Source organism: Streptosporangium sp. NPDC049046 (assembly GCF_040649155.1).
In the GTDB taxonomy this organism is placed as follows: Bacteria; Actinomycetota; Actinomycetes; order Streptosporangiales; family Streptosporangiaceae; genus Streptosporangium.
In genome coordinates, this window is the sequence record NZ_JBEZEZ010000042.1 from 37,867 (window position 1) to 63,637 (window position 25,771).

The following is a 25,771-nucleotide window of genomic DNA, read 5'->3' on the forward strand; positions in this document are numbered from 1 at the left end:
GTGGGCGAAGACGAATGGGCCGAGGACATCGACGCGTGGCGTGACACCAACCTGGCGCAGATCCGCCAGCGGCTGGCGGACGGGTTCGACCCCGGCCGACGACTGCCGTGGCTGCGCACGACCCCCCTGCACCAGGCCGCCCAGGAGGGCGCCACCCAGGTGATCGAGCTGCTGCTCGCGTCGGGCGCGGAGGTCGACCCCGTCGACACCGACGGCGCCACCCCGCTGTGGGAGGCCGTCCGCCACGGCTGGGAGGACGCCGTACGAATCCTGCTCGCCGCGGGCGCCGACCCCTGGCGGCCGTGCATCGCGGGCCGCTCCCCCGGCGTCCAGGCCCTCTTCACCGAGATGGCCGACCTGTTCGCCCACCTGCCCGGGGCGCCCAGCGTGAGCCCCCGGTTCCGCGAACTCCAGGACACCGTCGACGCGATGATGTTCTCGTACGAGGACTACAACGAGGAACTGTGCCTGGCCTTCGTCGGCGAGGTGCCCGAGGACGAGGTCATCCGCCGCCTGGGCGTCGCGCCGGAGTCGTGCCCGCCGATGGGGATCGGTGAGCTGTGGGACGCGGAGCAGTCCTCCCCCGTGGAGGTCCTGCGCGTGGCCAGCCCGCCGGGGGGAGGAGTGGTGCTCTTCCAGTCCGGTGGCATCCTGCCGGTTCACGACGAGGTCGGGCGGGCGGTCACCTCGGGCGGCGGGGTGCTGGCCGGGGCGTTCCCGTCCACCAGCCCGTCGGTCGACATCTGGCGGGACGGGTTTCCCGCGGGACGGCCCTCGGTCCACGAGCAGCTCTCCGACGACAGCATGGTCGAGCTGTGGATGTGCCGCTTCGGCGACTGCGGCGCCCACCCCTCCACCGCCACCGAGCGGACCCTCGGCCTCATGACGCTGCTCACCTCCACCTACATCACCGAGGAATGGCTGTGGAACGCCCCGATGAGGCTGGTCCCGGTCATGCTGAGGTGACGGGACCGGGATCGCCGGGAAATGGGTAGAGTCGCACGACGATGAGAATGCACACGATCACCGCCCTGTGGGAAGAGGTCCCCGACGACGCCGACGACCTCGTCGTGGTGAGCGGCGGGTTCCGGATCTATCTGTGCGTGTGCGGCAGCCGGCTGCCCGACCGGGCGGCGGCCGAGTCGCACGCCGCGGAAACAGACCAGTGCACCACCTGCCTGGGCACCACCGTCGAGGACATCGTGCCCGGCTTCTCCCAGCCGTGCACCGCCTGCGCCGGAACCGGCCGGCGCACGGTTCAGCTGACCTGGCAGCTCGCCCACCTCGAGGCCGAGAGTGTGATCACCGTCGAGATCGTCCGCGGCCTGATCTCCGGTCTCACCGAGCCGTTCCGGCTCTCGCAGGTGGCCGACCTGGTCCGCGACACCCTTCACCTCCCGGTGGGCCGCCTGCCGGTCGGCCCCCGGGTCCGCGACATCCTGCGCGGACTGGAGGCGAAGGGCGAGCTCGTGCTCGTCTCCGCCCCCGACGAGTTGCTCCGCGGCACCTCGGTCACCCTCTACCGCGACCCCTACTGGGAACACGCCACCGGCGGCTGAGCGCCCCTCGCGACTACGTCGTCTCCGCCGCCGCGAGGTATCCCGCCAGCATGGCCAGCGCGACATCGCGCACCGCGCCGTCGCCGGGCAGGAAGCCGGCGCTGTGCATGCGCACGTCCGTGCCGTCACCGACCCCGACGAACATCATCAGGCCGGGCAGCATGGCGGAGAGGTAGGAGAAGTCGTCGGCGCCGAAGGAGAGCAGCGGCCGCGAGAGCGTGAGGCCGAGGTGGGCCAGATGGGCACCGGCGCGGGTGGCGAGCCCGGGGTCGTTGTGCAGGACCGGCTCGCCCCGGGTGATGCTCACCTTGGCCTCGCAGCCGTGGGCCCGCGCGACCAGGTCCGCGACCTCCTCCAGCCGGGTGTGCACCTGGTCGCGGATGTGCTCGCTCAGCGCCCTGACCGTACCGCCGGCCGTGGCCTCGTCGGGGACGACGTTGGCCGCGCTGCCGGCCGCCAGTGTGGAGACGCCGAGGACCGCCGAGTTGGTCGGGTCGACGTCACGGCTGACCACCTGTTGCAGGGCGACGACGACGTGGGCGAGCGCGAGTACCGGATCCCTGGTCAGGTGCGGGTAGGCGGCGTGCCCGCCACGGCCCCTGACCACGACCGTGAACTCGTCGGCGGCGGCGTTCACCGTACCGGGGGTGGCCGCGACCTCGCCGCGCGGCAGGGTGGGCTGGACGTGCGCGCCGATGACGGCGGTGATCCGGTGTTCCGCCAGTGCCGGCGACCGGGCGATGTCGTGGGCGCCGGAGGGATAGGTCTCCTCGCGTGGCTGGAGCATCGCGATCAGCGGGGGCGTGCCGACGGTCTCAGCGACCGCGTGGCAGAGCGCCACCAGGGCGGCGAGGTGCACGTCGTGCCCGCAGGCGTGCATGCGGCCCGGCCTCGTGGACGCCCAGTCGACGCCGGTCCGTTCGGTGACCGCGAGCGCGTCGAGTTCGGCCCGCACGGCGACCGCGGGCCCGGGACCGCCGACGCGCACCAGCGCGCCCGTACCGGCCACCGCGTCCACCGGGTGTCCCGGCAGCTCGGCCAGGATCAGGTCGCGGGTCGGCCCCTCCTCCCCCGACAGGTCGGGGAGTGCGTGCAGCCGGCGGCGCAGCTCCGTCGCGGCGGGCAGCCGCCGCTCCAGCGCCGACCGGAGCCTGGCCGCGACGGAACCGGCGGCCGGGCCGCGGGCGACAGACTCGATCATTCGGCCGGTTCCAGACCGTAGACGCGCAGGGCGTTGCCGACACCGATCATGGTGGCCACCCGGACCGCCTCCTCCTCGGCCCACTCGCCGGCGTCGACCCATCCGCGCAGCGCCCGGCCGAGTCCGCGGCGGAACAGGTGGGCTCCCAGCATGTGCAGCTCCGCGGGGCCCCAGGCGTCCGACGAGAACAGAATCTTGGCGAACGGCGCGAGTTCCAGTGACTCGGCGATCAGCGCGTCCGACCGGCTGCCGGTGTAGTTGACGCCGAGACCGACGTCGAAGTAGACGTGCGGGAATACCTGCGCGAGATAACCGGCGTTGCGATGGTAGGGGTAGCAGTGCAGCAGCAGGACGTCCACGCCGTGCGGCTCGACGAGCTTCAGCCAGCGGGTGAGCAGCAACGGGTCGCACATGTGCAGTTCCACGTCGGGGTCCCCGTAACCGGCGTGTAGTTGCAGCGGCAGCCCGCGCTCCACCCCCGCCCAGAGCCCGAAGCGGAGCAGCACCGGGTCGTCCACCCGCCAGTGGCCGCTCTCCTCACCGGCGGACAGCCAGCGGTCCGCCGCGAGGGCGACCTCCCGCTCCCCGGGCGGCGCCGGATCGAAGGCGAAGCCGTGCCGATAGGCGACGATGCTCTTGAGACCGACGGCGTCGGCGGTGCGGCGCTGGAGTTCCTCACGGAACCGGCCCGGCAGCTCCGCGGCCGAGACCCCCGAGGCCGCCACCTGCTCCAGCACCCGCTCGATACGGACCACCTCGTGCGCGGGCCGCCCCGACGCCCGCGCCATCCCGGCCGGGTCCAGGACGTCGTCGCCCCGGTAACCGGTCTCCAGCAGGAAGCGGCCGATACCGCTGGCGGCCAGCAGCCGCCGGTTCACCTCGGCGGCGCCGAGTTCGGTACGGCGCGCCAGGTAGTCCTCCGGTGCGGCGTGGGCGGGCAGGTCGAGGACCGGCGCGCACCAGCGGCGGATCGCGAAGCCGAGCTGGGAGTCGAACTGGGTCATGAACGCCGGGATCGGCCGGTCGGACTCGGTCACCAGCGTCTCGAACTCACCGCGGCCGAGGTCTCCCGAGGAGGCTCCGTGCACATGGTGGTCGACCAGGGGCAGGGTGGCGAGCACGCCCTCCAGACCGCCGGCCGCGCCCGCCGGGGAGCTCTCAGTAGACATCGGCGACCTTCCGGCAGAGCTCGTGGTCGGGCAGTCCCGCGACGTGGGCCAGTTCGCCCCGGCGCACGGCGAGGAAGGTGTGCAGCAGTTCGTGGGGGAACCAGCCGCGGGCGACCTCGTCGGCCTCCAGCGCGGCGAGCGCCTCGGGCAGGGAACCGGGAAGCGCGGGCTCTCCCGCCAGGTCGGCCTCGGCCGAGCTTTCCGGCCACACCCGGGCGTCCTCGGCACCGGCCAGTCCCGCGAGGCCCGCGCGGATCAGGACACCGAGCACCAGCCACGGGTTGGCGGTGGCGTCCGCGGCCCGATACTCCAGGTGGAGCTGGTCCGCGGGGTCGGCGTTCCCGATCTCGACGGTCGGCGCGATGCGCAGCAGCGCCTCGCGGTTGCGCTCGGCGAGGAAGACCCCGCCGGCGCTCCACCGGTGCGGAGTGAGCCTGAGGTGGGAGCCGACGCTGGGAGCCGTGACGGCCACCACCGCGCCGGCGTGTCGCAGGATCCCGGCCGCGAACCTGGCCGCGGTCGAGGAGAGCCTGCCGGGGGCTTCGGCGTCGAACATCACCGGGGCGCCACCGGCCTCGCGGAGCGAGAAGTGCACATGGACGCCGTTGCCGACGCCCGCGGGGTCGGCCAGCGGGACGAAGGTGACCGGGTGCCCGCGTCTGCGGGCGAGGTCGCGGACGAGTTCGCGCAGCAGGACCGCCCGGTCGGCGGCGACCATGCCGGGGGCGGGACGCAGGGTGATCTCGAACTGGCCGTCCCCGTACTCGGGAAGCCAGCTCTCCGGTTCCAGCCCGGCCTTCTCCAGCAGCGCGACCAGGTCGGTGCCGAACGGCTCGACGCCGCGCAGGCGCTGGAAGGAGAAGGGCGGCGCCTCCGCCTGGCCGCCGAGCATGAACTCGTGCTCGAAGGAGACGTTGATCTCCAGGCCCGCGATCTCCTTCAGGTCCTCCAGCGCGCGGGCGAGGAAGCCACGCGGGCAGCCGGGCCAGGGGCTGCCGTCCAGGCCGACCTGGTCGGCGAGGTAGAGCCGGGTGCCCGGCACCGGGCCGTCGTCCGGCAGGTCGACGGCCGTCGCGGGGTCGGGAAGCAGCCTCAGGTCGCCCACCGAGCCGAAGACGTTGTCGTCGACCAGCTGGCCGAAACAGGTCAGCGCCAGGTTGGCGGGGACCCATCCCACCCCGGTGCGCAACGTCTGCTCCAGCCGCGCCGCCGGGGTCGCCCGGCCGCGCACCTGGGCCGCGAGGTCACAGGTCGCCACGAAGGCGGTCCCTGTCGTCATCGGCTCTCTCCTCCCAGTCCGGTCCGCACCTCGCGTCCCGGCCGCCCTAAGTGAAACATACGATTCACATGTATGGTCAAGGCGACGGAATGAAACTTAGCATGCGTGTTACCCGGCAGCCCGGAAGAAACGGCCAGGTCACATGTGTCGAGTCGGCAGGAGGCCGCTCCCGCCCGGCATCACCGGAAGGCATCCCATGACGGACGACTCCTCTCCCGGCAGGCTCGACGGAACGGTCGTCCTGGTCACCGGCGGAGCCCAGGGCATCGGCCGGGGCATCGCCGACGCCTTCCACGACGCCGGGGCGACGGTCGTCGTCGCCGACCTCGACGAGACGCGCACGGAGCGGTTCGCCGCGGAACTCGCCGCCACCTCGGTCGCATCGCCCGCGCCGGTCTCGGCGGTGCGCCTGGACGTGCGCGACCCCGGGTCGGTGACCGCCGCCTTCGAGCACGCGACCACCCGGCACGGCGGGGTGGACGTGCTGGTCAACTGCGCCGGGGTCTATCCGAACACCCCGGTCCTCGACATGACCGCCGCGGAGTGGGACGAGGTGTTCGCCGTCAACGTCCGCGGCGTGATGCTGACCTCGCAGGCCTTCGCCCGCACCTCCGGTGCCCTCGGGGGCGGGCGCCGGATCGTCAACGTCTCCTCGGGCGCGGCCCGCTCGGCCCGGGTGGGCGCCGCCCACTACTGCTCGTCCAAGGCGGCGGTGGAGATGCTCACCAGGGTCCTGGCGCTGGAGTTCGCGCCGTCGGGGATCACCGTCAACGCCGTCGCCCCCGGACTGATCGAGGTCCCGGCCACCCTGGCGCTCTCGGCCGAGTACGTGACGACGCTGGTCGCCGGGCAGCCGGTGCACCGCATGGGCACCCCGGCGGAGATCGCCCGGGCGTGCCTGTTCCTCGCCGATCCGGACTCCTCCTTCATCACGGGGAGTGTTCTCGACGTGGACGGAGGCTTCCTGGCCGGGACGGCCCTGCCGCCGAGCTGATCCACGTTTTACGAGATCAGAGCGGCGGGACGGATCGAGTTTAAGTAACAAATCTTTTACAGCCCTAGTCTTTGCCGCAGTATGCAACGTACGTTTCAATCGTCGAAACTGACAGAACGGTGCAAAGCAGGCATGTCTCGCACGCGTTCGTCCCCTCGTCCAGCAGACGCAGAGAGGCTTCACCGTGGCCCGTTCCCCCTTCCTCCGTCCCCGGACGCCAGTCCGGGCGATCACCGCCGTCGCGGTGACGGGCGCCCTGGCGGCGCTCACCGCGTGCTCCTCGTCCACCTCCACCTCAGCGGCGGAGAACGGCGGTGAGGCCGGCACGAAGGAGATCCAGATCGGCCTGCTCGCCCCGCTGACCGGAGCTCTGGCATCCGACGGCCTGGGCATGAAGCAGGGGGCCGAGCTCGCCGTCAAGCAGCTCAACGAGGCCGGCGGCGTCAACGGATACACCTTCAAGCTCAAGGTCGCGGACGTGCAGAGCCAGTCCAACGACGCGGTGACCAAGGGCGTGCAGACCCTCACCGACGACGAGTCGGTGAAGGCGGTCGTCACCGGCTACGCCTCCACGTCCAACTTCGAGATCGACGAGTTCGCCGCGGCGGAGAAGGTCTACCTGATCGGCGGCAACACCGCGCAGACCCAGGAGATCATCGAGAAGGACCCGGCGAAGTACCCCACCGTCTGGTCGATCACCCCCAACTACGACGCCTACGGCACCGAGCCGGTCGACCTGGCCGAGTCCTGGGCCGAGCAGGGGCTGTGGAAGCCGCGCGGCAAGTCCGCGTTCATCGTCCGCTCCGACAACCCCTACAGCGAGAGCATCGCCGACGGCCTGGTCAAGCAGTTCGAGGCCAAGGGCTGGACCATCGCCGGCCAGGAGAAGGTGCCGTTCGGCACGGTCAACGACTGGGGCACGGTCCTCGGGAAGATCCGCTCCGCCGACCCCGACTTCATCGTCAACACCGACTACCAGGTCTCCAACGAGGCCAGCTTCCTGCAGCAGTTCCTGCAGAAGCCCACCAACTCCCTGCTCTTCATGCAGTACGGCCCCAACCAGCCCCAGTTCTTCGAGCTGACCAAGCAGCAGGCCGAGGGTGTGCTGTTCAACAACCTCGCGGGCATGGTGCCCTCACCCGACTACGAGCCGGCCGCGCAGTTGCAGAAGGACTGGAAGGCCGAGTACGGGACCGACGACGTCGACCCGCAGGGCGTGATGACGTACGTGGAGACCATGATCTACGCCGACGCGCTGCGCGAGGTCGGTGACCCCGACGACGCACTGGCGATCGGCGCCGCCATCGGCAAGAGCGACAGCGAGCGGGCCTCCGGGCGGATCGCGTTCGACCAGGCCACCCACCTGGCCAAGCAGGGCGACGACTACGTGCCGCTGCAGTCCTTCCAGTTCCAGGACGAGAAGCGGACGCTGATCGCCCCGGAGAAGTACAAGTCGGGCTCCTTCCGGCTCCCGCCGTGGATGAAGAAGTGACCTCGGCTCCCCTGGCGCTGCCGCCGGGCAGGCGGATGGCCGTGGCGCTCACCTTCGACTTCGACGCCCACTCCCCCTGGATGGGCACCCTGGGCCGCACCTCGCCGTCCTACCTCTCGCGTGGCGACTTCGGCGCCGAGCAGGGGGTGCCCCGGCTGCTGGAGCTGCTCGGCCGCAACGACCTGCCGGCGACCTGGGCCACTCCCGGCCACGACCTGGTGACCTTCCCGCACCGCATCGAGCAGATCCTGGCGGCCGGGCACGAGATCGCCGCGCACGGCTGCTACCACGAGGTCGTGCCCGATCTGGGGCCCGACGAGGAGCGCCGGCTCATGGAGGTCGCGCTGCGCCAGCACGAGCAGGTCGTCGGGCACCGCCCCCGTGGCTACCGCTCGCCCGCCTGGGACTTCTCCGAGAGCACGCTGGGTCTGCTGGAGGAGTTCGGCTTCGACTGGGACAGCTCGCTGATGGGCCGGGAGTTCGAGCCCTACCGGCCCCGGCGGGTGACGGTGAACTACGAGTCGGCCAGCGAGTTCGGCCCGGAGAGCCGGATCGTGGAGATCCCCGTGTCGTGGTATCTCGACGACTGGCCCTCGGTGGAGTACGTCGCCGGGGTCTCCCCGCTGGGTTCCCACCGCGACATGGAAGACCGCTGGAACACCATCTTCGACTACGCCCACCAGCGGGTGCCCGGTGCGGTCTACGTGCTCACCATGCATCCGCAGACCATCGGCCGCGCCCACCACCTGCTCGTCCTGGAGGCGCTGATCGAGCGGATGCTGGCGACGGGCGACGTCTGGTTCGCGACGCTGAGCGAGATCGCCGATGCCTGGCAGGGCTGAGCCGGGCCCCGCCCGGGGAGCCGGCGGGATGGTCACCGCGCCCGACCCGAGGGCGGCGCGCGCGGGGGCGTCGATGCTGCGCGCCGGCGGCAGCGCCGTGGACGCGGCGGTCGCCACCGCCTTCGCCACCGGAGTGGTCGAGCCCTACATGAGCGGGCTCGGCGGCGGCGCGTGGCTGGTGGTGCGCGAGCCGGGCGCCCCGGCCGCGACCGTCGTGTGCGGCCCGATCCGGGCCCCGGGCCTGGCTCACCCGCGGATGTTCCCGCCGGCGCCGTCCGCGACCGGCACCGGCCTGTACAACTGGCCGGCCGTGCGCGACGACGCGAACATCGTCGGCCCGCTGTCGGTGGGCGTCCCCGGAGCGGTCGCCGCCCTGTGCCGGGCGCACGCCAGGTTCGGCCGTCTGCCGCTGCCCCAGGTGCTCGCCCCGGCGATCGAACTGGCCGAGGCCGGACACGAGACCAACTGGTTCGCCTCCTCGGCGATCTGCGCCGAGGCCCGGACGCTGCGGGCCTTCCCCCCCTCCGCCGACCTCTTCCTGCCCGACGGCCTGCCGCTGCGCGGCCCGTCCCAGGGGCCGGGCGACACGCTCGTCCAACCCCGGCTGGCCCGGGTGCTCCGTGAGATCGGCGCCGGCGGCCCCGACGCGTTCTACCTGGGCCGGGCCGCCCACGCGATCGCCACGACGGTCACCGAGGCCGGCGGGCTGCTGACGGCGGAGGACTTCGCCGGGTACACCGTCGACGAGTCCGAGGTCCTTCCCGTCGAGATCGGCCCGATACGGCTGTACGGCCCGCACGCCACCGGGGTGATCTCGGTGATCGAGGCGCTGCAACTGGTCGAGGCCGCCCGGCGGCGCGGGCTGGATCCGGGGGCCCGGCTGTGGGCACGGGTGCTGTCCCACGCGTTCGAGGACCGGCTGCGTGAGGTCACCACCTCATCGGAGAGTCCCGCGCCCTGGGCCCGGCTCGCCTCCCCCGAGTACGCCGACGAGACGGTGGCCCGCTGGATCGCGGGCCGGAACCAGCCACCCGCGCCTCCCGGCGGCTCCGCCAGGGCGGGATGCACCTCGCACATGTCGGCGGTCGACGACCAGGGCATGACGGTCTCGCTCACCCAGACGGTGCTCGACCTGTTCGGCTCCCGCATGGTGGAGCCGGAGACCGGCATCGTGCTGAACGACGGGATGATGTACTTCGACCCCCGTCCCGGCCGGGTGACCAGTGTCGCTCCGGGCGCGGCCGGGCTCAGCGCGGTCAGTCCCGTCGTACTGACCGGCCCCGGGAACGCCGAGGCGACGCTCGGCGCCTCGGGCGGGCGGCGGATCATCTCCGCCGTCGCCCAGATCGCCGCCCGCTGGCGTGACGGCGCGGACCTCCAGGAGGCGATCTCGGCGCCGAGGATCCACGCCGAGGGCGACCGCGTCTGGCTGGACCCGCGCGACGCGGGGGCCTCGGCCGACCTCTCCGCCGCCGGGTTCGACGTCCTCGTCGTCGCCGAGGAGCCCACCACCTGGCACTTCGCCCGGCCCAACGGCATCGCGCGGCGCGGCGGCGGGGCCTGGTCCCCCGGCGTCGACCGGATGAAGCCGTACGGGGTGGGTCTGCCCGGCGGATGAGACAGGCCGGCCGAGCCGGCCACCCGGCCCACCGACACCACGATTACCAGCGGATTGAGGGAGATATCGCGATGGCGAGCACTCTGACCGGGCGACGGGCCCTGGTCACAGGCGCGGCGGGCGGGATCGGCGCGGCCATCGCGCACCGCCTGCGCGCGGAGGGGGCGCAGGTCATGATCGCAGACGTCGACGTGGAACGCGGGACGCGTACCGCCGCGGAGCTGCCGGGGGACGGTCCCGCGTGTGTGTTCCAGGAGGCGGACGTGTCCGACGAGGGCGGCGTCGAGGCGCTGTTCGCGCGGGTCTCGGACGAGTTCGGCGGCCTGGACATCCTGGTCAACAACGCCGGCGTCGCCGAGAGCGGCGGCGGCGTCACCGGTGTGCCGGTCTCCGAGTGGCGAAGGGTGATGGACGTCAACGTCACCGGGACGTTCCTGTGCGCCAGGGCGGCGTTCCCGCTGCTGGCCGCGAGCGGTACGGGCGCCATGGTCAACCTGTCGTCCATCTTCGGGGTCACCGGCCTGCCGGCCTTCCCCGCCTACTCCGCGGCCAAGGGCGCCATCGCCAACCTGACCCGGCAGCTCGCCGTCGAGGGCGGCCCGCTGGGAATCCGGGTCAACGCCGTGCTGCCCGGCTACGTCGACAACGACATGGGCGACTCGCGGAGCCTGCTCGACGCCGAGGCGACCGCGGAGTCCCTGCGGCAGCGCGAGGCCGCGGCGGCCCGCCAGCCGGCCGGGCGGCAGTGCTCCCCGGACGAGATCGCCGGGGCGGTCGCCTTCCTGGTCGCCCCGGACGCCTCGTTCGTCAGCGGCGTGCTGCTCCCTGTCGACGGCGGTTTCCTCGCCCAGGGTGACTGGCGCGGACCGGGGCGGGCCGCGTCGTGAACGCTCAGGTCATCCTCGCCGCGCACGAGGTCGGCAAGTCGTTCGGCAGCCTGCGGGCCGTCGACGGCGTCTCGATGTCGGTGCGGCGCGACGAGGTCTTCGGCCTGGCCGGCCCCAACGGCGCGGGCAAGAGCACGCTGTTCAACCTGCTCACCGGCATCCCGATCCGCCCCGACTCCGGAAAGGTGATCTTCGACGGCCACGAGATCCAGAACCGCTCGCCGCGCTGGATCGCCAAGGCCGGTCTCAAGCGCACCTTCCAGACCGAGGCCGTCTTCGAGTCGCTGAGCGTGCTGGAGAACGTCCGCATCGGCTCGGCGTACGGCGGCGCGGGCAAGGCCAGGCGCTGGTCCCCCGCCCGGTGCCGGGAGGCGCTGGACGCGGTGGAACTCGGCGGCGACCCGAACCGCCCGGCCGACGGACTCTCGCTGATCGACCGCAAGCGCCTGATGATCGCCGGTGCGCTGGTCAGCGGCCCTTCGGTGCTGCTGCTCGACGAGCCCGCGGCCGGCCTCGACCCGGCCGACCAGGACGCGCTGATCCGGCTACTGGCCGGTGTGCGCGGCACGGGCGTCACCATGGTGATCATCGAGCACGTGCTCTCGGTGCTGGAGGCGCTCGCCGACCGGATGGCGGTCCTCGACAGCGGCCGGATCATCGTGACCGGCCGGCCCGCCGAGGTGCTGTCCGACCCGAGGGTCGTCGAAGCCTACCTGGGACCGGGGGCCGCGCGATGAGCGATCTGCTGACCGTGGAGAACCTCACCGCCGGCTACGGCCAGGCGAAGGTGTTGCGCGGCATCTCGCTGCGCGTCGGAGAGAACGAGGCGGTCGGGCTGCTGGGGCCGAACGGCCACGGCAAGACCACACTGCTGCGCTGCGTCTCCAACCTGCACCGGGCCACCTCCGGCACGATCGCCTTCGCCGGACGCGACACCAGGGGCGAGTCCCCCGGCAGCCTGGTCAGGCGCGGTCTCGTCCACGTGCCGCAGGGCTCACGGCTGTTCCCGCAGCTCACCGTGGAGGAGGCCCTGCGGCTATCCGCGTCCTCCAGCGGGCACTCCTCGACCTGGCGGGACGGGATCGAGCGGGTGTTCTCCGTCTTTCCCAAGCTCAAGGAACGGCGCCGGCAGCTCACCGGCACGCTCAGCGGCGGGGAACGCCAGATGGCCAGCCTCGGCATGGGCCTGATGGCCCGGCCCACGCTGCTGATCCTCGACGAACCCACGCTGGGCCTGTCACCGAAGGTCAAGCACGAACTGAGCGAGTGCATCGTGCGGGTCCGGGCCGAGGTCTCGTCGGTCGTCCTGATCGACGGCGACATGGACCTGGTGCTCGACCTGACCGACCGCTACCACGTCGTCCTGCACGGCGACGTGGTGGACAGCGGCGCCTCGGACGGCAGCCGCAGCCGCGACGAGATGATGTCGCTCTTCCTGGGAGGAACCGCCGATGGACGGCATTAGTGTCATCGTGACGAGCACGCTCGTCCTCGGCGGCCTCTACATGCTCATGGCGGCGGGGTTGACGCTGATCTGGTCCACGCTGCGGGTCTTCAACTTCGGGCACGGCGCGCTGATGATGTTCGGCGCCTACCTGACCTGGACGCTGCTGGACTCGACCGGGCTACCGGTCGCGGTGGCGCTGCTCGGCGCCGTGGCGGCGATGGCGCTGATCGGACTGGCCTACGAGTTCCTGCTGGTCAGCCCGTTCATCCGGCGGCCAGGAGGCGACATGCTGGTGATGGTCGCCACGCTGGCGGCCACGATGCTGCTGCAGAGCGGCGCCCAGCTGATCTGGGGTCCGGAGATCAAGCAGCTCCCGCCGTTCGGCGGCGCGCGCGTCGAGGTCGCCGGGGCGGTCGCCCAGGGCAGCCAGCTCGTCACGATCCTGCTCGCCCCGCTGCTGGTGGGCCTGCTCGCCCTGGTGCTCAAACGCACCGGCATCGGGCTGACCGTACGGGCGCTGGAACAGAACCGCGAGCACGCCCAGCTGCTCGGCATCGCACCGCGCCGGGTCTACGTCTTCGTGGTCGTGGTCGCGATCGGCCTGGCCACCGTGGCCGGGGCGCTGCTCGGCAGCATGCAGTTCATCTCCCCGGGCATGGGCGGCGACCCGCTGCTGCGGGCCTTCGTGGTGCTCGCCTTCGGCGGGGCCGGCAGCCTGGCGGGCACCATCGCCGGCGCGTACGCCATCGGCCTGCTCGAAGCCGTCACCACCTACTACTTCGGGCTCTCCTGGAGCCCGGTCCTGGTCTTCCTCGCGATGATCGTGATCATGCTGGTCAAACCCGAGGGACTGCTGCGGACCAAGGTGAGGAGCGCGTGAACGCCATGACCAACCTGCGCTCCTGGGCCGGCTGGCCGGTCTACGCGGCGGTCCTGGTGGCCCTGCCGATGGTCTTCACCGACCCGCACTCCCGGCTGCTGCTCATCCTCTTCACGATGTACGGCGTGCTCGCCATGAGCTGGAACCTCACCCTCGGTTTCGCCGGCATCTTCAACTTCGCCCAGATCGGGTTCTTCGGCATCGGCGCCTACACCACGGGCATCCTGGCCACCCGCACCGGCATCGACCCGTGGCTCGCCCTGCCGATCTCGGGGCTGTCGGCCCTGATCGCCTCGCTGGTGGCGTTCCTGCCGGTGCTGCGGCTGCGCGGCATCTACGTGGGCCTGGCCACGTACGTCTTCTCCCAGCTCTGCATCTACCTGGTGCTCGGGCAGGCGGGTCTGACCGGTGGATCCAACGGCATCGTCGGCATCCCCCGGCTCAGCCTGGGCGACGTCAACCTGCGGGCCGACGGCCGGATCGGCTACTACTTCCTCGGTGCAGCGCTGCTGTTCGCGGTAACCGTGCTGGTCCGGGTGCTGACCCGCTCGACCCTGGGCATGTCGCTGCTGGCACTGCGCGACAACGAGGCGCTCGCCACCAGCCGGGGCGTCTCCCGGGTGCGCCAGCACCTGATCGTCTTCATGGTCGGCGCGGCCGTGGCCGGGGTGGCGGGCAGCTTCAACGCCTTCCTCAACGGCGTGGTCAGCACCGACGTCTTCGGCTTCGGCTACCTGACCCTGCTGCTCAGCATGATCTTCCTGGGCGGCAGCGGCAGCGTCTACGGGCCGATCGCCGGCGCCGTGGTCGTCACCCTCGTCTCCGACGTGCTGCAGGACGCCGGGGCCTGGCGCGACATGGCGATCGCCATGCTGATCCTCGTGGTGCTCTGGATCGCCCCCAAGGGCCTGGCCGGCATCACGAACTCCGTCCTCGCCTCGCTGCGGCGGCCCCGTACCCCCGCTCAGGAACCACTTCCCACCACCTCGAAGGAGACCGCATGACCGCCGAACACGACGTGACCCGCCGGGTGCTGGAGCAGGTCGACCTTCTCGCCGAGCGGATGGTCTCCAGCCTGGCCGACGCGATCGCCATCCCCAGCGTGAACCCGCGCTACCCCGGCCAGGAGTACGACAAGATCGTCGGGGCGGAGGGCGACGTGAGCGCGCTGCTCGGCGACCTGTACGCCGAGGCCGGGGCCGAGGTCACCAAGGTCACCGTGGAGCGGGGCCGCGACAACGCCTGCGGTGTCGTCTCCGGCGCCGGTGGCGGCCGGTCGCTGCTGCTCAACGGGCACGTCGACGTGGTGCCGCCGGGCCGCCTCGACCGGTGGCGCGGCGACCCGTTCCGCGCCCAGGTCACCGACGACGCGGTGATCGGGCGCGGCGCGACGGACATGAAGGGCGGTCTGGTCGCCGCGGCCTACGCGGCCCTCGCTCTGCGCGGGGCCGGCGTGCGCCTCGCCGGCGACCTGGTCCTGCAGGGCGTCGTCGGCGAGGAGGTCGGCGACCACGAGGCCGGCACCACCGCGGTGCTGGAGGCCGGGTTCGGCGCGGACGCGGCCATCGTCTGCGAGCCGTCCGGACAGGCCGGCACCCTGCCCGCGTCGGTGCCGGTGACGCCGGGCCTGCTCTGGTTCAGCGTCTCCCTGGAGGGCAAGACCGCGCACTCCGGGCTGCGGGGCATGACCGTGCACCCGACGCTGGAGGGCGACGCGCTCGGCGTCAACACCGTCGACAAGTTCTGGGTGGTCTACCAGGCGTTGCGCGCCCTGGAGGACGACTGGGCCCGGCACAACCGGCACCCGCTCTTCCCGCCCGGCTACTTCAACCTGCTGCCCGGTGTGCTGCGGGCCAACCCCTCGGGCATCCTGGTGCCCTTCTTCCTCGCCGACGAGCTGGTCGTGGAGTACTGCGTCTACCACCACCCCGACCGGTCCAACGAGGAGGTCATGGCCGAGATCGAGTCCCGGGTGCTGGACGCCTGCCGCACCGACCCGTGGCTGCGCGAGCATCCGCCGGTGTTCGAGTGGAAGCTGCTCTGGCCGCCGTACTCGCTGCCCGACGACGCCCCGCTGAGCGCGGCACTGGTCGGCGCGCACACCACGGCGACCGGCGGGCAGCCGCCGCTCACCACCGGCTTCATGGGCGTGTGCGACCTGACCTGGATGGACCGCAAGGGCATCGGCGGCCTGGTGTACGGCCCCGGTGTCGGGTACACCGCGCACGCGGAGAACGAGTACGTGGAGATCGCCCAGCTGGTGCAGTCGGCGAAGACCTACGCGCTGACCGCGATCGACTGGTGCGGGCTCGCGGATGAGCGGTGAGCGGTGAGCGGTAGCCGGCCCCGGGCGGTCGGTGCGCGATCCGGGGGCGACGTTCTCATTTCGCACGGTTCGTGGCATGATCCCTACCTGCCGACGTGCCGCGCGAGCCGGCGGCCGTTTCGGAGGAGGCACCATGTCCGGCACCCCTGAGCCGCGCACCGTCGCGGCCCAGCTCCGCGATGTGCTGCCCAAGCTGCCCCGTGCGGAGCAGCGGGTCGCCCGCACCCTGCTCGCCGGCTACCCGACCGCCGGCCTGGAGCCGCTGGCGACCGTCGCGAGCCAGGCCCAGACCAGTCCGGCCACCGTGCTGAGACTGGCCTACCGGCTGGGTTTCGAGGGCTATCCGGAGTTGCAGCAGGCGCTCAAGCGTGAGACCCAGCAGCGCTACTCCTCTCCCCTGGCCCAGTACGGCAGCGCCGAGGAGGACACCGGCAGGGTGCTGAGCCGGTCCCGCCGGGTGCTGCTGGACGCCACCGCCATGACCTTCGACCAGCTTCCCGAGGGGGAGCTGGTCAAGGCCGCGGAACTGCTCGCCGACCCCGGCCGCCGCATCTCGGCGGCCGGGGGCCGGTTCAGCACCATCCTGGCCCAGTACCTCATCGCCCACCTGCACCAGTTGCGGCCCAACGCGACCTACATCACCGGGTCCACCGCCGACCACGCCGCCCACCTGCTCGACATGGGCCGCCGCGACGTGCTGGTGCTCTTCGACTACCGGCGCTACCAGCGCGAGACGATCGCCTTCGCCCGCGCCGCGGCTGCGCGCAACGTGAAGATCGTGTTGCTGACCGACCCGTGGCTGTCGCCCGCCGCCGCGGTGGCGGACGTCGTACTGCCCGCCCAGGTCCGCTCGCCCTCGCCGTTCGACTCGCTGACCCCGGCGGTGGCGCTGCTCGAAACGCTGGTCGCCGCCGTGGTCGAGCAGCTCGGCGAGGCGGGCAGGAGCCGGGTGGCCGAGTACGACCAGATGGCCGACGACGTGCTGCGTGACGAGGGCGACGGGCCGCAGCGCGCGGCGAACGCGTAACCGATGGCGGCCTCCGCCGGAGGCCGGCCGCGAGACCTCAGGACACGCAACCCGCGTACTCGTCGAGGCGCCGGAACATGACGGCCAGCATCAGCGGGAACATCGCCACGTGGGCGATCGTCATGAGCGACCCGCCGTCGATGAACCCCAGCCAGAGCAGCGGGAAGAGCGGTACGACGGGGACGAACATGGCGGCGCACATCTCCAGGGTGGAGGCCCAGCCATGGCCCCGGTAACGCATCCAGGCGGCCATGCCGACGGACATGTCGAACGCCATCAACAGGTAGGCGAGCTCGGGCTGCCGGTCGTGGGAGAAGCCGAGTCCCACCGCGGACAGGAGCATTCCGAGAACGACCATCCCGACGAACATCGCGATGATCATCTCAACGTAGTGCCAGGCGAAGCGGCCCCATCGGCGGGCGGGCGGTGCTGTCTGTGTCATGGCCCAACTGTGTCGCCGCACCGATCACGCACCAAGGAACACGGTCGAACAGGTCCGGAAATCTGGGACTCCTGTCCGTTCTGGCATAGGGTCCCCTCATGGTCGAACGCCGTGTCGCGGTCATCGGGTACGACGCGGCGGAGTTGCTCGACATCGCCTGTGTGACCACGACCCTGGAGAACGCGAACCTGCAGGGTGCCGCTCCCGTCTACCACGTGCGCCTGGCCACTCCCGGGGGAAGTCCCATCACCTGCGGCACCGGCCTGACACTCCAGGCCCAGGAGGCGCTCGAACGGACCGTCGGGCCACTCGACACGCTCGTCGTGTCGGGAGGCATCGGACACGAGGCGGCGGCTGGCAACCGGTCGATCCTCGCTCATGTCCGTCGCCTGGCGCGGGAGAGCCGCCGCGTCGCGTCGGTGTGCACGGGCGCCGCCGTGCTGGCCGCCGCGGGCCTGCTCGACGGGCGGCGCGCCACCACCCACTGGCAGTCGGCGAAGGCCCTCGCCGCCCGTCACCCGAAGGTCGCCGTCGACCCCGCCCCGATCTTCATTCGTGACGGTGACACCTACACGGCGGCCGGGGTCACCAGCGCCCTGGACCTCACCCTCGCCTTCGTCGAGGAGGATCACGGCGCCGAGCTGGCGCGGCGAGTGGCGCGCGGTCTGGTGACCTACCTTCAGCGTCCGGGTGACCAGGCACAGATGAGCATGTTCACCGCCTCGCCCTCGCCCGAGAACAACCTGGTCAGACAGGTTGCCGAGTACGTCACGACACACCTGGGCGCCGACCTGACCACGGTCGCGCTGGCGCACGGCGCGGGGGTGAGCGAGCGGCATCTGACCAGGCTGTTCCTGGAACATCTCGGCCAGACACCGGGACGGTTCGTGCGGCAGGCCCGCACCGAGGCCGCCGCGTACCTCCTGACCTCGACCTCTCTGCCGATGACCGGCGTGGCGATCCGCTGTGGGTTCGGGACGACCGAGACCCTGCGTCAGGCGTTCGTCGACCGGTACGGGGTTCCGCCCTCGCGATACCGGTCCACGGCGACATCCACCACACGGTCCTGACGCGCTCCAGACTCGGGTGGCCGTTCCCCACGTCGTGGCGGAGTGGCGTCCGCGCAGGTGAGAGCGCCCCAGCCGGTCCGCTCTCGTACGCGTATCAACCCATATCACGACGTTATGGAACTTTGCGAGGTATTCAGCCACCCATCTCGGTGCCACCTTAAGGGAGCCCGGACTTCTTAGGGCTCCTTGCATCCCTCCTACCCCCCAAGGGACATCGAGAGGAATCACCCGCGTGAATCCGAAGGTCAAGCTTGGCGCCGTGGCCGTACTGGTCGTCGCCGCCATGACCACCCCCACGGCGGTGAACGCCGCCACCCCGGCGGACGCCGCCGCAGCCCGCACCGTGTCCGCCGAGCCGCCGGTGTACGCGCCGCCGGACGCGGAAGCTCGCAACCGCGCGGTCACCACCGCCAACGCGACCCTCGCCGCCAGGTCGGAAGCCGTCCTCAAGGGACAGAACGAGAAGTTCACCCTCACCAGGAACATCGCCGGTGCGTACGGCCTGCAGTACCTCACCTACGCGCGCACCTACCGCGGGCTGCCGGTCTACGGCGGTGAGGTGATCGTCTCCACCGACCGGGCCGGAGAGCTCGTCGGGTCCGTGAGCTCGGGCCAGCAGTCCAGGATCACGATCGACGTCACGAGCAAGGTGGACGCCGCCACGGCGACCGCCACCGCCCGCGCGCAGCTGCCCGTCGTGGAGAGCGCGACCGCGCCCAAGCTGCTCGTGCACGCCACCACCACGACGCCCAGACTGGCCTGGGAGGTGGTCGTCACCGGCGCCACCGCCGAGGCTCCGAGCGTCCTGCACGTCTTCGTGGACGCCCTCGACGGATCGGTCTTCGACTCCTACGACGACGTGCACGCCGGAACCGGTAACAGCTACTACAACGGCAACCCGGTGACCATCCAGACCTCGGGCTCGGGCAGCTCGTACTCGATGACCGACACCACCCGGCCCGGCCTGCGCTGCGGCGGCCAGAACGGTTCGGCCTACACCGGGACCGACGACTCCTGGGGCAACGGCTCGGGCACCAACCTGGAGACCGCCTGCGTCGACGCGTTGTACGCGGCCCAGACGGAATGGAACATGCTCAGCGCCTGGCTGGGCCGCAACGGGTTCACCGGCTCGGGCGGCGCCTTCCCGGCCCGGGTCGGCCTGAGCGCCGTCAACGCCTACTGGAACGGCAGCTACACCAGCTTCGGGCGCAACTCGGCGAACACCCGGCAGGCCACCCCGATGGACGTGGTCGGCCACGAGTACGGCCACGGCATCTTCCAGTACTCCGGTGGCAGCGGGGGCAGCGGCAACGAGGCCGGTGGCCTGAACGAGTCGACCGGTGACATCTTCGGCGCGCTGACCGAGCACTACGCCAACCAGCCCGCCTCCCTCGACCCGCCGGACTACCTGGTGGGCGAGGAGGTCAACCTGACCGGCTCGGGCGAGATCCGCAACATGTACAACCCCTCGGCCAAGGGACACCCGAACTGCTACAGCTCCTCCATCCCCTCCACCGCGGTCCACGCGGCGGCGGGCCCGCAGAACCACTGGTTCTACCTGCTCGCCGAGGGCACCAACCCGGTGGGCAAGCCCGCCAGCACCGTCTGCTCGGGTCCGACGACCCTGACGGGCATCGGCATCCAGAAGGCCGGCCGGATCTTCCAGGCCGGACTGAACACCAAGACCTCCCCGTGGACGCACGCCAAGGCGCGCCTCGCCACCGTGGCGGCCGCCAAGACGCTCTACCCGGGCGGCTGCACCGAGGTGAACGCGGTCAAGGCCGCCTGGACCGCGGTGAACGTCCCGGCCACGAGCAGTGAGGTGTCGTGCCCGTGACGTGAGGTGCTCCCCGCGCCGACGGTGACCTCCGGCCCTCACGGGCACACCCGCGCCGACCAGGGAATCACCTTGGCGTGAGGACCTTCCCCGGCCCTCGTGGGCACATCCGTGATGACCGGGGAATCACACCGGTATGAGAACTCTCCCCCGGCCCTCGCGGGCACACCCGCGAGGGCCGGATCACGCTCCGGGGCGCGAACCATGATTGGAAAGGCTACAAAGGGTACATACGCCCTGCTAAAAGGTGGAAAACTCGACCGAAGACGGGGAACGGGGCGGTCATGACGATCCTCAGCCGATCACGGGCAGGGGCACCGCTCCCCCACACGACCGGATGAGCACCGGCCCCGACAGGACGACGTCCCCCAGGCATCGTGAGGGAGCCGATCCGCGCCGCTGGAAGGCGCTCACCGTCTGCCTCGTCGCCGGTTTCATGACCCTGCTGGACGTCAGCATCGTCAACGTGGCGCTGCCCTCCATCCGTGCCGGGCTGGAGGCCCCGCAGAGCACCCTGCAGTGGGTGGTCTCCGGGTACGCGCTCACCTTCGGGCTGGTGCTCGTCCCCGCCGGGCGGTTCGGCGACACGCACGGCCGGCGCAACGCGTTCGTCTTCGGCGTCGTACTGTTCACCGTGGCGAGCGCGGCGGCCGGGCTCGCCCAGAACCCGACCTTGCTGGTCGTCGCGAGACTCGTGCAGGGGATCGCGGGCGGAGTGATCAATCCGCAGGTCAGCGGGCTGATCCAGCAGCTCTTCCGGGGAGCGGAGCGAGGCAGGGCGTTCGGGATGCTGGGCACCGTCATCGGCATCTCGACCGCGATCGGCCCGCTGCTCGGCGGGGTGCTCATCAACCTCGGCGGCTACACCGACGGCTGGCGCCTCGTCTTCTACGTCAACGTGCCGATCGGCATCCTCGCCGTCCTCCTGGCCTACCGCTACATCGGACCCGCCGCCAAGGAGTCTCGCCCCCGGCAGACCATGGACCCGGTGGGCGTGCTGCTGCTCGCCGCCAGTGTCCTGCTGGTTCTCCTGCCACTCGTCGAGGGCCAGGAGTGGGGCGCCTCGGCCAGGTGGCCGGCCCTGCTCGCCGGGCTCGCCCTGCTCGCGGCCTTCGTGGCCTGGGAACGCCGGTACGGGCGGCACCACCAGCCGGTCGTCGACCTGTCCCTGTTCCGCAGGCGCTCGTACGCGCTCGGCGCCCTGCTCGGGGCGCTCTACTTCGCGGGCTTCACCGCGATCTTCTTCATCCTCACCCTGTACCTGCAGAACGGCCTGGGCTACTCGGCCCTGGAGGCGGGACTGGCGACCACGCCGTTCGCGGCGGGCTCAGCCGTGACCTCCCTGTTCAGCGGCAGGTTCGTCACCCGGCTCGGCCGCCCGCTGGTGGTGGCCGGGCTCGTGACGGTCGCGGTCTCCCTCGCCGTCACCGCGCTCGCGGTGGAACTCGTCCCCGGCCCCCACGTGGCCTGGGCCACCGCGGTCCCGCTGCTCCTCGCCGGCCTGGGCAGCGGCCTGGTGATCTCCCCGAACCAGACGCTCACCCTGTCGGAGGTGCCGGTCTTCGAGGCGGGCACGGCCGGGGGCGTACTCCAGACAGGGCAGCGCATCGGCGCCGCCGTCGGCATCGCGGCGATCGGCTCGGTGTTCCTCTCCGAGGTCGCCTCCTCGGGCGGCGAGTACGCGACGGCGTTCCGGCACTCGCTGCTGGTCACCATCGCCTTCGTACTGGTCGCGCTGGTCGTGGCCGTCACCGACGTGATCGCCTCCCGCCGCCCCTCCCACACCTGAGCCCCGCCTCGACCGCGCAGCGCTCACTCACCCGCAAACCCCCGACTGTCTTTATGTGATCGAATAAGCTCTCTGCGTGACCGTTTGCACTGGGGGCATGAGCGGACCGGCGGACGCATCTGACACCGACGCCATCGACTACGAGGCCATCCGGCGGCGCTTTCCCTGGGTCGGCTGCTTCGACAGCGACGGGAACGACCTTTCGTCCCGCTACCGCGACATGATGGCCGAGGCCCTTCGCGGCCGGGAGATCGTTGAGGCGATCGACGCCGCCCGGCTTCGTCTGTGAAAACAACCTCAAGGTCGCCCCTGGTCAGGCGGCCAGCTCGCTGTTCAGGTGATCTCGGAACTCGCGAACCATCACGCTGTCCCCGTACGGCTCAAGCTGCCCGGCGAACCGCTGAAGACGCTCTACCGTGCGAGCGGAGGTCAGCGTCTTGGTCGCCGGGATGGCGGCCCGCGCGCAGGCAAGAGCTTGGTCCAGCTCGCCCATTCCCAGGTACGCCCCAGCGGCACTAAGCCGGTTGATCTGGGCGGATCGAGGAAGGCGCTCACTGAATTCGGTCACCGCCGCTTCCGCGCAAGCCGCCGCCCGCGCATAGTCACCCAGAAGCCGCCAGCACCCGCCTGCCTGTCCGTTCAACTCCACCTCGTCGTACTTTCGGACCCACTCCGGATCACGGTCAGTGGCTCCTTGGGCATAGGCGCGCTCGACTTCGACAAGCAGTCGCTCGACCTGCTTGGCGCTGTGTCGATCGTGGCTTTCAGCCGGTTTGGTCTGCAAGGCCGTCGCCCTGGCCTCCCTGGCCAGCATCACGGCCATGACACGAGGGGGTGCCTGCGCCCGGCGGGCGGTGTCGACGGCAGCTCTGCCCAGCCATACGGCCCAGGCCCCCTGCTCCAGGTGAATAGCCTGCAAGGTCAGCGTCGCCAACACCCAGGCGCCGGTCAGCGGGTCGTCGGCGTTCTTGGCCAGCCGCAGCGCCTGGCCGAAGTGCTGCTGGGCCTGGCCGTGCCGGTTCAGGTCGAAGGCCGTCCAGCCCGCCAGCCAGGTCATCCCGGCCGCCGCCGTCATCAGCTCGGAGCCCACCCGCTCGTCGTAGCGGCCCCGCAGCAGCGGCGCCACCGTCTCGTGCAGGTATTTGACCACCACCGGGCGCACCAGCCCGGCCCCGAACCGCTGGTCTATCTGGCCGAACGCCTTCTGCGCCTCGACGATCCGCGCCACGTCGGCGAGACCCACCTCTCGCCCCTCGTCCAGCCGGGCGGCCGACGCGGTCGGGGTGCCGTAGTTCCAGGAGACCAGCCACTCGCCCAGAGCTCCGGGCACGAACGGCAGCGAGGCCAGTAGGTGACGCCGGGACGGGTCCATCTCCAACCTCCACAAAAGCGCGGCCGATTTCACGGTAGCCGCCGGTGAGTCGTCGTCACAGCCCGCGATCGGCCACGATGATGTCTCCCCGTAGGACCAGCCGTCTATCCACCGCTCGACCTCGACCGCCTCGACCCCGAACACGGCGGCGATCAGCGGCCGGTAGCAGGCACGCACCCCCTGCTCTCCGCGCTCCCAGCGCGCCCAGGTCGTCGGCGTCACCCCGAGCGCCTCCGCCGCCGCCTCCTGGCTCATCCCCCGCTGCACCCGCGCGCTGACCAGCTCAGGACGAGCCCTACGACTCCGCGACCCACCCATGCCACTCTCCTTCGGTATCCGAATGACTACCCATTGTGATGAAGGAGAGTCGTCGCACACCACCCCGCCAAGGAGAACGACCAGAAACCGACCAGCCCACACGAGTGAACGCAAGACGGCATTCCACCTCGGCGTCGAAGTGGAGCGTCAACAGGTCGCCGACCGTCTCCTCGATCTGGTCAAGGCGCCGCACCTGGGTGTGCGCAGGACGTCGCAGTCCCGGCCCTTCGACCTCCAGTGCCCACCAGCCGTCGAACCGTCGAGCCGTGCACCAGAACTCACTCACCCGCTCACCCCGTTCCATTCGACACAGCCAAAGCCTGTTACCACCGCTGCGGCAACAGGCTTGCCCATACATCCGCACAGGTTCGGTTTGAGCCAGATTTGATGTCGAATAACCGTCTGAACTGGGGAAACGACCAGGGGCCTGCCACGCTGGACACGCCGTTCCCGGAGCCTCGGCAAACGAGCAGCACCCGATCTTCACGCCACTCCGCCCGTCGCGTTTCCTGCTGTCCACAGTCACCGACAGCGAACGGAGCGTGCTCATGCGGCCATCCGGCGGCATCCCCCACGGTGCCCAGGACCACCCCGGCGAGGATCTGGTCTTCCCCCCGGATCACGACCGAGGAGGCGGCGGCCTGATGGGACAGCACGCCGGCGTGATGGGAGGCGGTGACATTCGCGTACTGGTCAAGATCCTTCAGCCGGGCTCGGCCTCACGTCGCGCCCGCGCCGTGCTCCGGGAGGTGCTCAGGGAGGCCGGTCTGGACGACGAGGCCGTCTCCGACGCGGAGACCATGGTGGCGGAGCTGGCCGCCAACGCCGAGAGGCACGCCCGTCCCCCGTACGAGCTGCGCGTTCTCAGCCTGGACGGCGTCCCCACCTGGTGCGAGGTCGTCGACGGCGACCCCGACCTCCACGAGGTCCGCATCATCCTCGGTCTTCTCGACTCGGTGGAGGAGATCGGCCTGCCCCTGCTCACCGAGAACGGCCGCGGCCTGCTCCTGGTCCACCGGCTCTCCCAAGGCCAGTGCCACGTCCACCCCGCCACGACCCACACCACCGGCACCCCCGGCAAGGCCGTCACCTTCGCCCTGCCCACCCGCTCGGGCGCCTGTCCGCCCTTCTCGCCCCTCCGTACCGGGGACGACCTCGACACCGGGACGAACACGATCCGTGCCACCGATCGTCCTCTGTGATGGCCGGGGGTTTCGCTTCCTCGCACGGGGTCGGCTCATCAGAACGGACCTCGCCTCGCCCGCGCAGCGAACGGAGCCCCGCGCATGCCGTCGGGTGTGGCTGGCTCCAGAGCCTGCCGACCACACCCGACGGACCACTCGTCTACTCCGAGAATCCCTTGCTTCTCAGCCGGTCGACCAGCTCGCTCATACTCTTCGGCTCCAGCCACGGTGATCGCCCGGCGACTCCCAGCGGCTCCTTGCCACCGACGAGTGCGGACTGACCCGACTTCTGCTGGGCCAGGAGAGGGTCCTCGAAGACCAGGCCCTGCGGTGGAACGCTCATCAGACGCGCACCCGCCGGAAGTCGCTCTCCCTCGTCGAGAACCTTCTGCTCGTACGCCGGCCTCTCCGTCGGGAAGATCATGACCTTCGTCCCGGCCGGAATCGACGTCGCGAAGTCCTGCACCGACCTCTCAGGCTTCCACTCCTCGGGCGGGAGGGAGTCATCCCGGATGACCGCCCCCTGGTCGAGCTCGACGAAAACCAGGTTCGCGGGAATGGACGCCCGCCCCTTCACGCCTTTGAGCGCGTCGGTCACCTTGACCTTCAGCACCACGCGGTAATCGAGAGGACCGCCCTCGTAACTTTCCAGGATGGGCCCCTGTTGCCAGCCTTCCACCACCCCGGCCGCCACAATGGGGCGGTTTCCGGCCAGAGCCTCCGGCGAGGGTGAGAAATCATAGTCCGCTTCGGATCCACGCAGAACGGACACGTCCAGCGATCCTCGGGACGACTCCCCGATGTCACCCTCATGACCATTACTCGGCGACGCCTCAGCCGCTTTTCTTTCGTTCTCGTGGACCGCACATCCGGTGAGCAGCAGAGCGGCTACCAGTAGGGCGGTAACGCCGACACGCTTTTTCATTGCTACCTTCTCCCCGGTCTAGTACGGCAGCCGCCATTCGTTAGTTGAGCTGGGCTGATGCGCCGCTGATCGATGCGGCCTTGTGACAGCGATCCCGCACAACGAGAGCAGCC

General features: G+C 71.0%; 24 protein-coding genes. 18 read left to right on the top strand and 6 right to left on the bottom strand.

What is annotated here, in order from left to right:
• On the top strand, nucleotides 1-966 hold the full coding sequence (locus tag AB0B96_RS37105) for an ankyrin repeat domain-containing protein (RefSeq protein ID WP_362906492.1): 966 nt from the start codon (nucleotides 1-3) through the stop codon (nucleotides 964-966).
• A 41-nt stretch (nucleotides 967-1,007) separates the two neighbouring features.
• Nucleotides 1,008-1,559, top strand: coding sequence for a hypothetical protein (locus tag AB0B96_RS37110; RefSeq protein WP_362906494.1), 552 nt, complete (start codon nucleotides 1,008-1,010; stop codon nucleotides 1,557-1,559).
• Between the two features lie 13 nt (nucleotides 1,560-1,572).
• Here the strand turns inward: AB0B96_RS37110 and AB0B96_RS37115 are convergent, their stop codons facing one another.
• The 3 genes from AB0B96_RS37115 to AB0B96_RS37125 are packed head-to-tail and all read right to left on the bottom strand — an operon-like array spanning nucleotide 1,573 to nucleotide 5,208.
• Nucleotides 1,573-2,760, bottom strand: a complete 1,188-nt coding sequence (locus AB0B96_RS37115; protein ID WP_362906496.1) for a M20 family metallopeptidase — start codon at nucleotides 2,758-2,760, stop codon at nucleotides 1,573-1,575.
• Nucleotides 2,757-3,929 carry an amidohydrolase family protein gene (locus tag AB0B96_RS37120; RefSeq protein ID WP_362906498.1) on the bottom strand — a complete coding sequence of 391 codons (1,173 nt, stop codon included), beginning with the start codon at nucleotides 3,927-3,929 and terminating at the stop codon, nucleotides 2,757-2,759. Before AB0B96_RS37120 ends, AB0B96_RS37115 begins: the two co-directional genes overlap by 4 nt.
• Complete coding sequence (locus AB0B96_RS37125; RefSeq protein WP_362906500.1) at nucleotides 3,919-5,208, bottom strand: glutamine synthetase family protein; 1,290 nt, start codon at nucleotides 5,206-5,208, stop codon at nucleotides 3,919-3,921. The genes AB0B96_RS37120 and AB0B96_RS37125 overlap by 11 nt, the downstream gene beginning before the upstream one ends.
• A 196-nt stretch (nucleotides 5,209-5,404) precedes the next feature.
• On the opposite strand from AB0B96_RS37125, the gene AB0B96_RS37130 reads away from it, so the two are divergent.
• From AB0B96_RS37130 to AB0B96_RS37180, 11 genes are all read left to right on the top strand, one after another.
• On the top strand, nucleotides 5,405-6,202 hold the full coding sequence (locus AB0B96_RS37130; protein WP_362906502.1) for an SDR family NAD(P)-dependent oxidoreductase: 798 nt from the start codon (nucleotides 5,405-5,407) through the stop codon (nucleotides 6,200-6,202).
• A gap of 184 nt (nucleotides 6,203-6,386) precedes the next feature.
• Nucleotides 6,387-7,694, top strand: coding sequence for an ABC transporter substrate-binding protein (locus AB0B96_RS37135; protein ID WP_362906504.1), 1,308 nt, complete (start codon nucleotides 6,387-6,389; stop codon nucleotides 7,692-7,694).
• Nucleotides 7,691-8,536 (top strand): polysaccharide deacetylase, encoded by an 846-nt coding sequence (locus AB0B96_RS37140; protein WP_362906506.1) that lies wholly within the window; start codon nucleotides 7,691-7,693, stop codon nucleotides 8,534-8,536. Before AB0B96_RS37135 ends, AB0B96_RS37140 begins: the two co-directional genes overlap by 4 nt.
• A complete protein-coding gene (locus AB0B96_RS37145) occupies nucleotides 8,520-10,154 on the top strand; it encodes a gamma-glutamyltransferase (RefSeq protein WP_362906508.1) in 1,635 nt (544 codons plus the stop codon). Before AB0B96_RS37140 ends, AB0B96_RS37145 begins: the two co-directional genes overlap by 17 nt.
• Before the next feature lie 71 nt (nucleotides 10,155-10,225).
• Nucleotides 10,226-11,041, top strand: coding sequence for an SDR family oxidoreductase (locus AB0B96_RS37150; RefSeq protein WP_362906510.1), 816 nt, complete (start codon nucleotides 10,226-10,228; stop codon nucleotides 11,039-11,041).
• A complete protein-coding gene (locus tag AB0B96_RS37155) occupies nucleotides 11,038-11,778 on the top strand; it encodes an ABC transporter ATP-binding protein (RefSeq protein WP_362906512.1) in 741 nt (246 codons plus the stop codon). Before AB0B96_RS37150 ends, AB0B96_RS37155 begins: the two co-directional genes overlap by 4 nt.
• Entirely contained in the window at nucleotides 11,775-12,506 is a 732-nt protein-coding gene (locus AB0B96_RS37160) for an ABC transporter ATP-binding protein (RefSeq protein WP_362906514.1), read from the top strand. The genes AB0B96_RS37155 and AB0B96_RS37160 overlap by 4 nt, the downstream gene beginning before the upstream one ends.
• Complete coding sequence (locus AB0B96_RS37165) at nucleotides 12,493-13,368, top strand: branched-chain amino acid ABC transporter permease (protein ID WP_350948406.1); 876 nt, start codon at nucleotides 12,493-12,495, stop codon at nucleotides 13,366-13,368. Before AB0B96_RS37160 ends, AB0B96_RS37165 begins: the two co-directional genes overlap by 14 nt.
• Before the next feature lie 5 nt (nucleotides 13,369-13,373).
• Complete coding sequence (locus AB0B96_RS37170) at nucleotides 13,374-14,372, top strand: branched-chain amino acid ABC transporter permease (protein WP_350948459.1); 999 nt, start codon at nucleotides 13,374-13,376, stop codon at nucleotides 14,370-14,372.
• Entirely contained in the window at nucleotides 14,369-15,694 is a 1,326-nt protein-coding gene (locus AB0B96_RS37175; RefSeq protein WP_362516141.1) for an ArgE/DapE family deacylase, read from the top strand. The genes AB0B96_RS37170 and AB0B96_RS37175 overlap by 4 nt, the downstream gene beginning before the upstream one ends.
• 133 nt (nucleotides 15,695-15,827) lie before the next feature.
• Entirely contained in the window at nucleotides 15,828-16,721 is an 894-nt protein-coding gene (locus AB0B96_RS37180) for a MurR/RpiR family transcriptional regulator (RefSeq protein WP_362906517.1), read from the top strand.
• A 37-nt stretch (nucleotides 16,722-16,758) separates the two neighbouring features.
• Here AB0B96_RS37180 and AB0B96_RS37185 read toward each other — a convergent pair whose 3' ends face one another.
• Entirely contained in the window at nucleotides 16,759-17,163 is a 405-nt protein-coding gene (locus AB0B96_RS37185; protein WP_362906519.1) for a hypothetical protein, read from the bottom strand.
• 98 nt (nucleotides 17,164-17,261) lie between these two features.
• Here AB0B96_RS37185 and AB0B96_RS37190 point away from each other — a divergent pair, with 98 nt between their 5' ends.
• The 4 genes from AB0B96_RS37190 (at nucleotide 17,262) to AB0B96_RS37205 (ending at nucleotide 22,148) form a co-directional block, all read left to right on the top strand.
• A complete protein-coding gene (locus tag AB0B96_RS37190; RefSeq protein ID WP_362906521.1) occupies nucleotides 17,262-18,233 on the top strand; it encodes a DJ-1/PfpI family protein in 972 nt (323 codons plus the stop codon).
• Between the two features lie 232 nt (nucleotides 18,234-18,465).
• Nucleotides 18,466-20,070 (top strand): M4 family metallopeptidase, encoded by a 1,605-nt coding sequence (locus tag AB0B96_RS37195; protein ID WP_362906523.1) that lies wholly within the window; start codon nucleotides 18,466-18,468, stop codon nucleotides 20,068-20,070.
• Between the two features lie 337 nt (nucleotides 20,071-20,407).
• Nucleotides 20,408-21,859 carry an MFS transporter gene (locus AB0B96_RS37200; RefSeq protein ID WP_362906525.1) on the top strand — a complete coding sequence of 484 codons (1,452 nt, stop codon included), beginning with the start codon at nucleotides 20,408-20,410 and terminating at the stop codon, nucleotides 21,857-21,859.
• A 97-nt stretch (nucleotides 21,860-21,956) separates the two neighbouring features.
• On the top strand, nucleotides 21,957-22,148 hold the full coding sequence (locus AB0B96_RS37205; RefSeq protein WP_362906527.1) for a hypothetical protein: 192 nt from the start codon (nucleotides 21,957-21,959) through the stop codon (nucleotides 22,146-22,148).
• 24 nt (nucleotides 22,149-22,172) lie between these two features.
• Here AB0B96_RS37205 and AB0B96_RS37210 read toward each other — a convergent pair whose 3' ends face one another.
• Nucleotides 22,173-23,549 carry a helix-turn-helix transcriptional regulator gene (locus AB0B96_RS37210; RefSeq protein ID WP_362906529.1) on the bottom strand — a complete coding sequence of 459 codons (1,377 nt, stop codon included), beginning with the start codon at nucleotides 23,547-23,549 and terminating at the stop codon, nucleotides 22,173-22,175.
• Between the two features lie 548 nt (nucleotides 23,550-24,097).
• Here AB0B96_RS37210 and AB0B96_RS37215 point away from each other — a divergent pair.
• A complete protein-coding gene (locus AB0B96_RS37215; RefSeq protein ID WP_362906531.1) occupies nucleotides 24,098-24,751 on the top strand; it encodes an ATP-binding protein in 654 nt (217 codons plus the stop codon).
• A gap of 142 nt (nucleotides 24,752-24,893) precedes the next feature.
• Here the strand turns inward: AB0B96_RS37215 and AB0B96_RS37220 are convergent, their stop codons facing one another.
• Nucleotides 24,894-25,658, bottom strand: coding sequence for a hypothetical protein (locus AB0B96_RS37220; protein WP_362906533.1), 765 nt, complete (start codon nucleotides 25,656-25,658; stop codon nucleotides 24,894-24,896).
• Nucleotides 25,659-25,771: the final 113 nt, after the last annotated feature.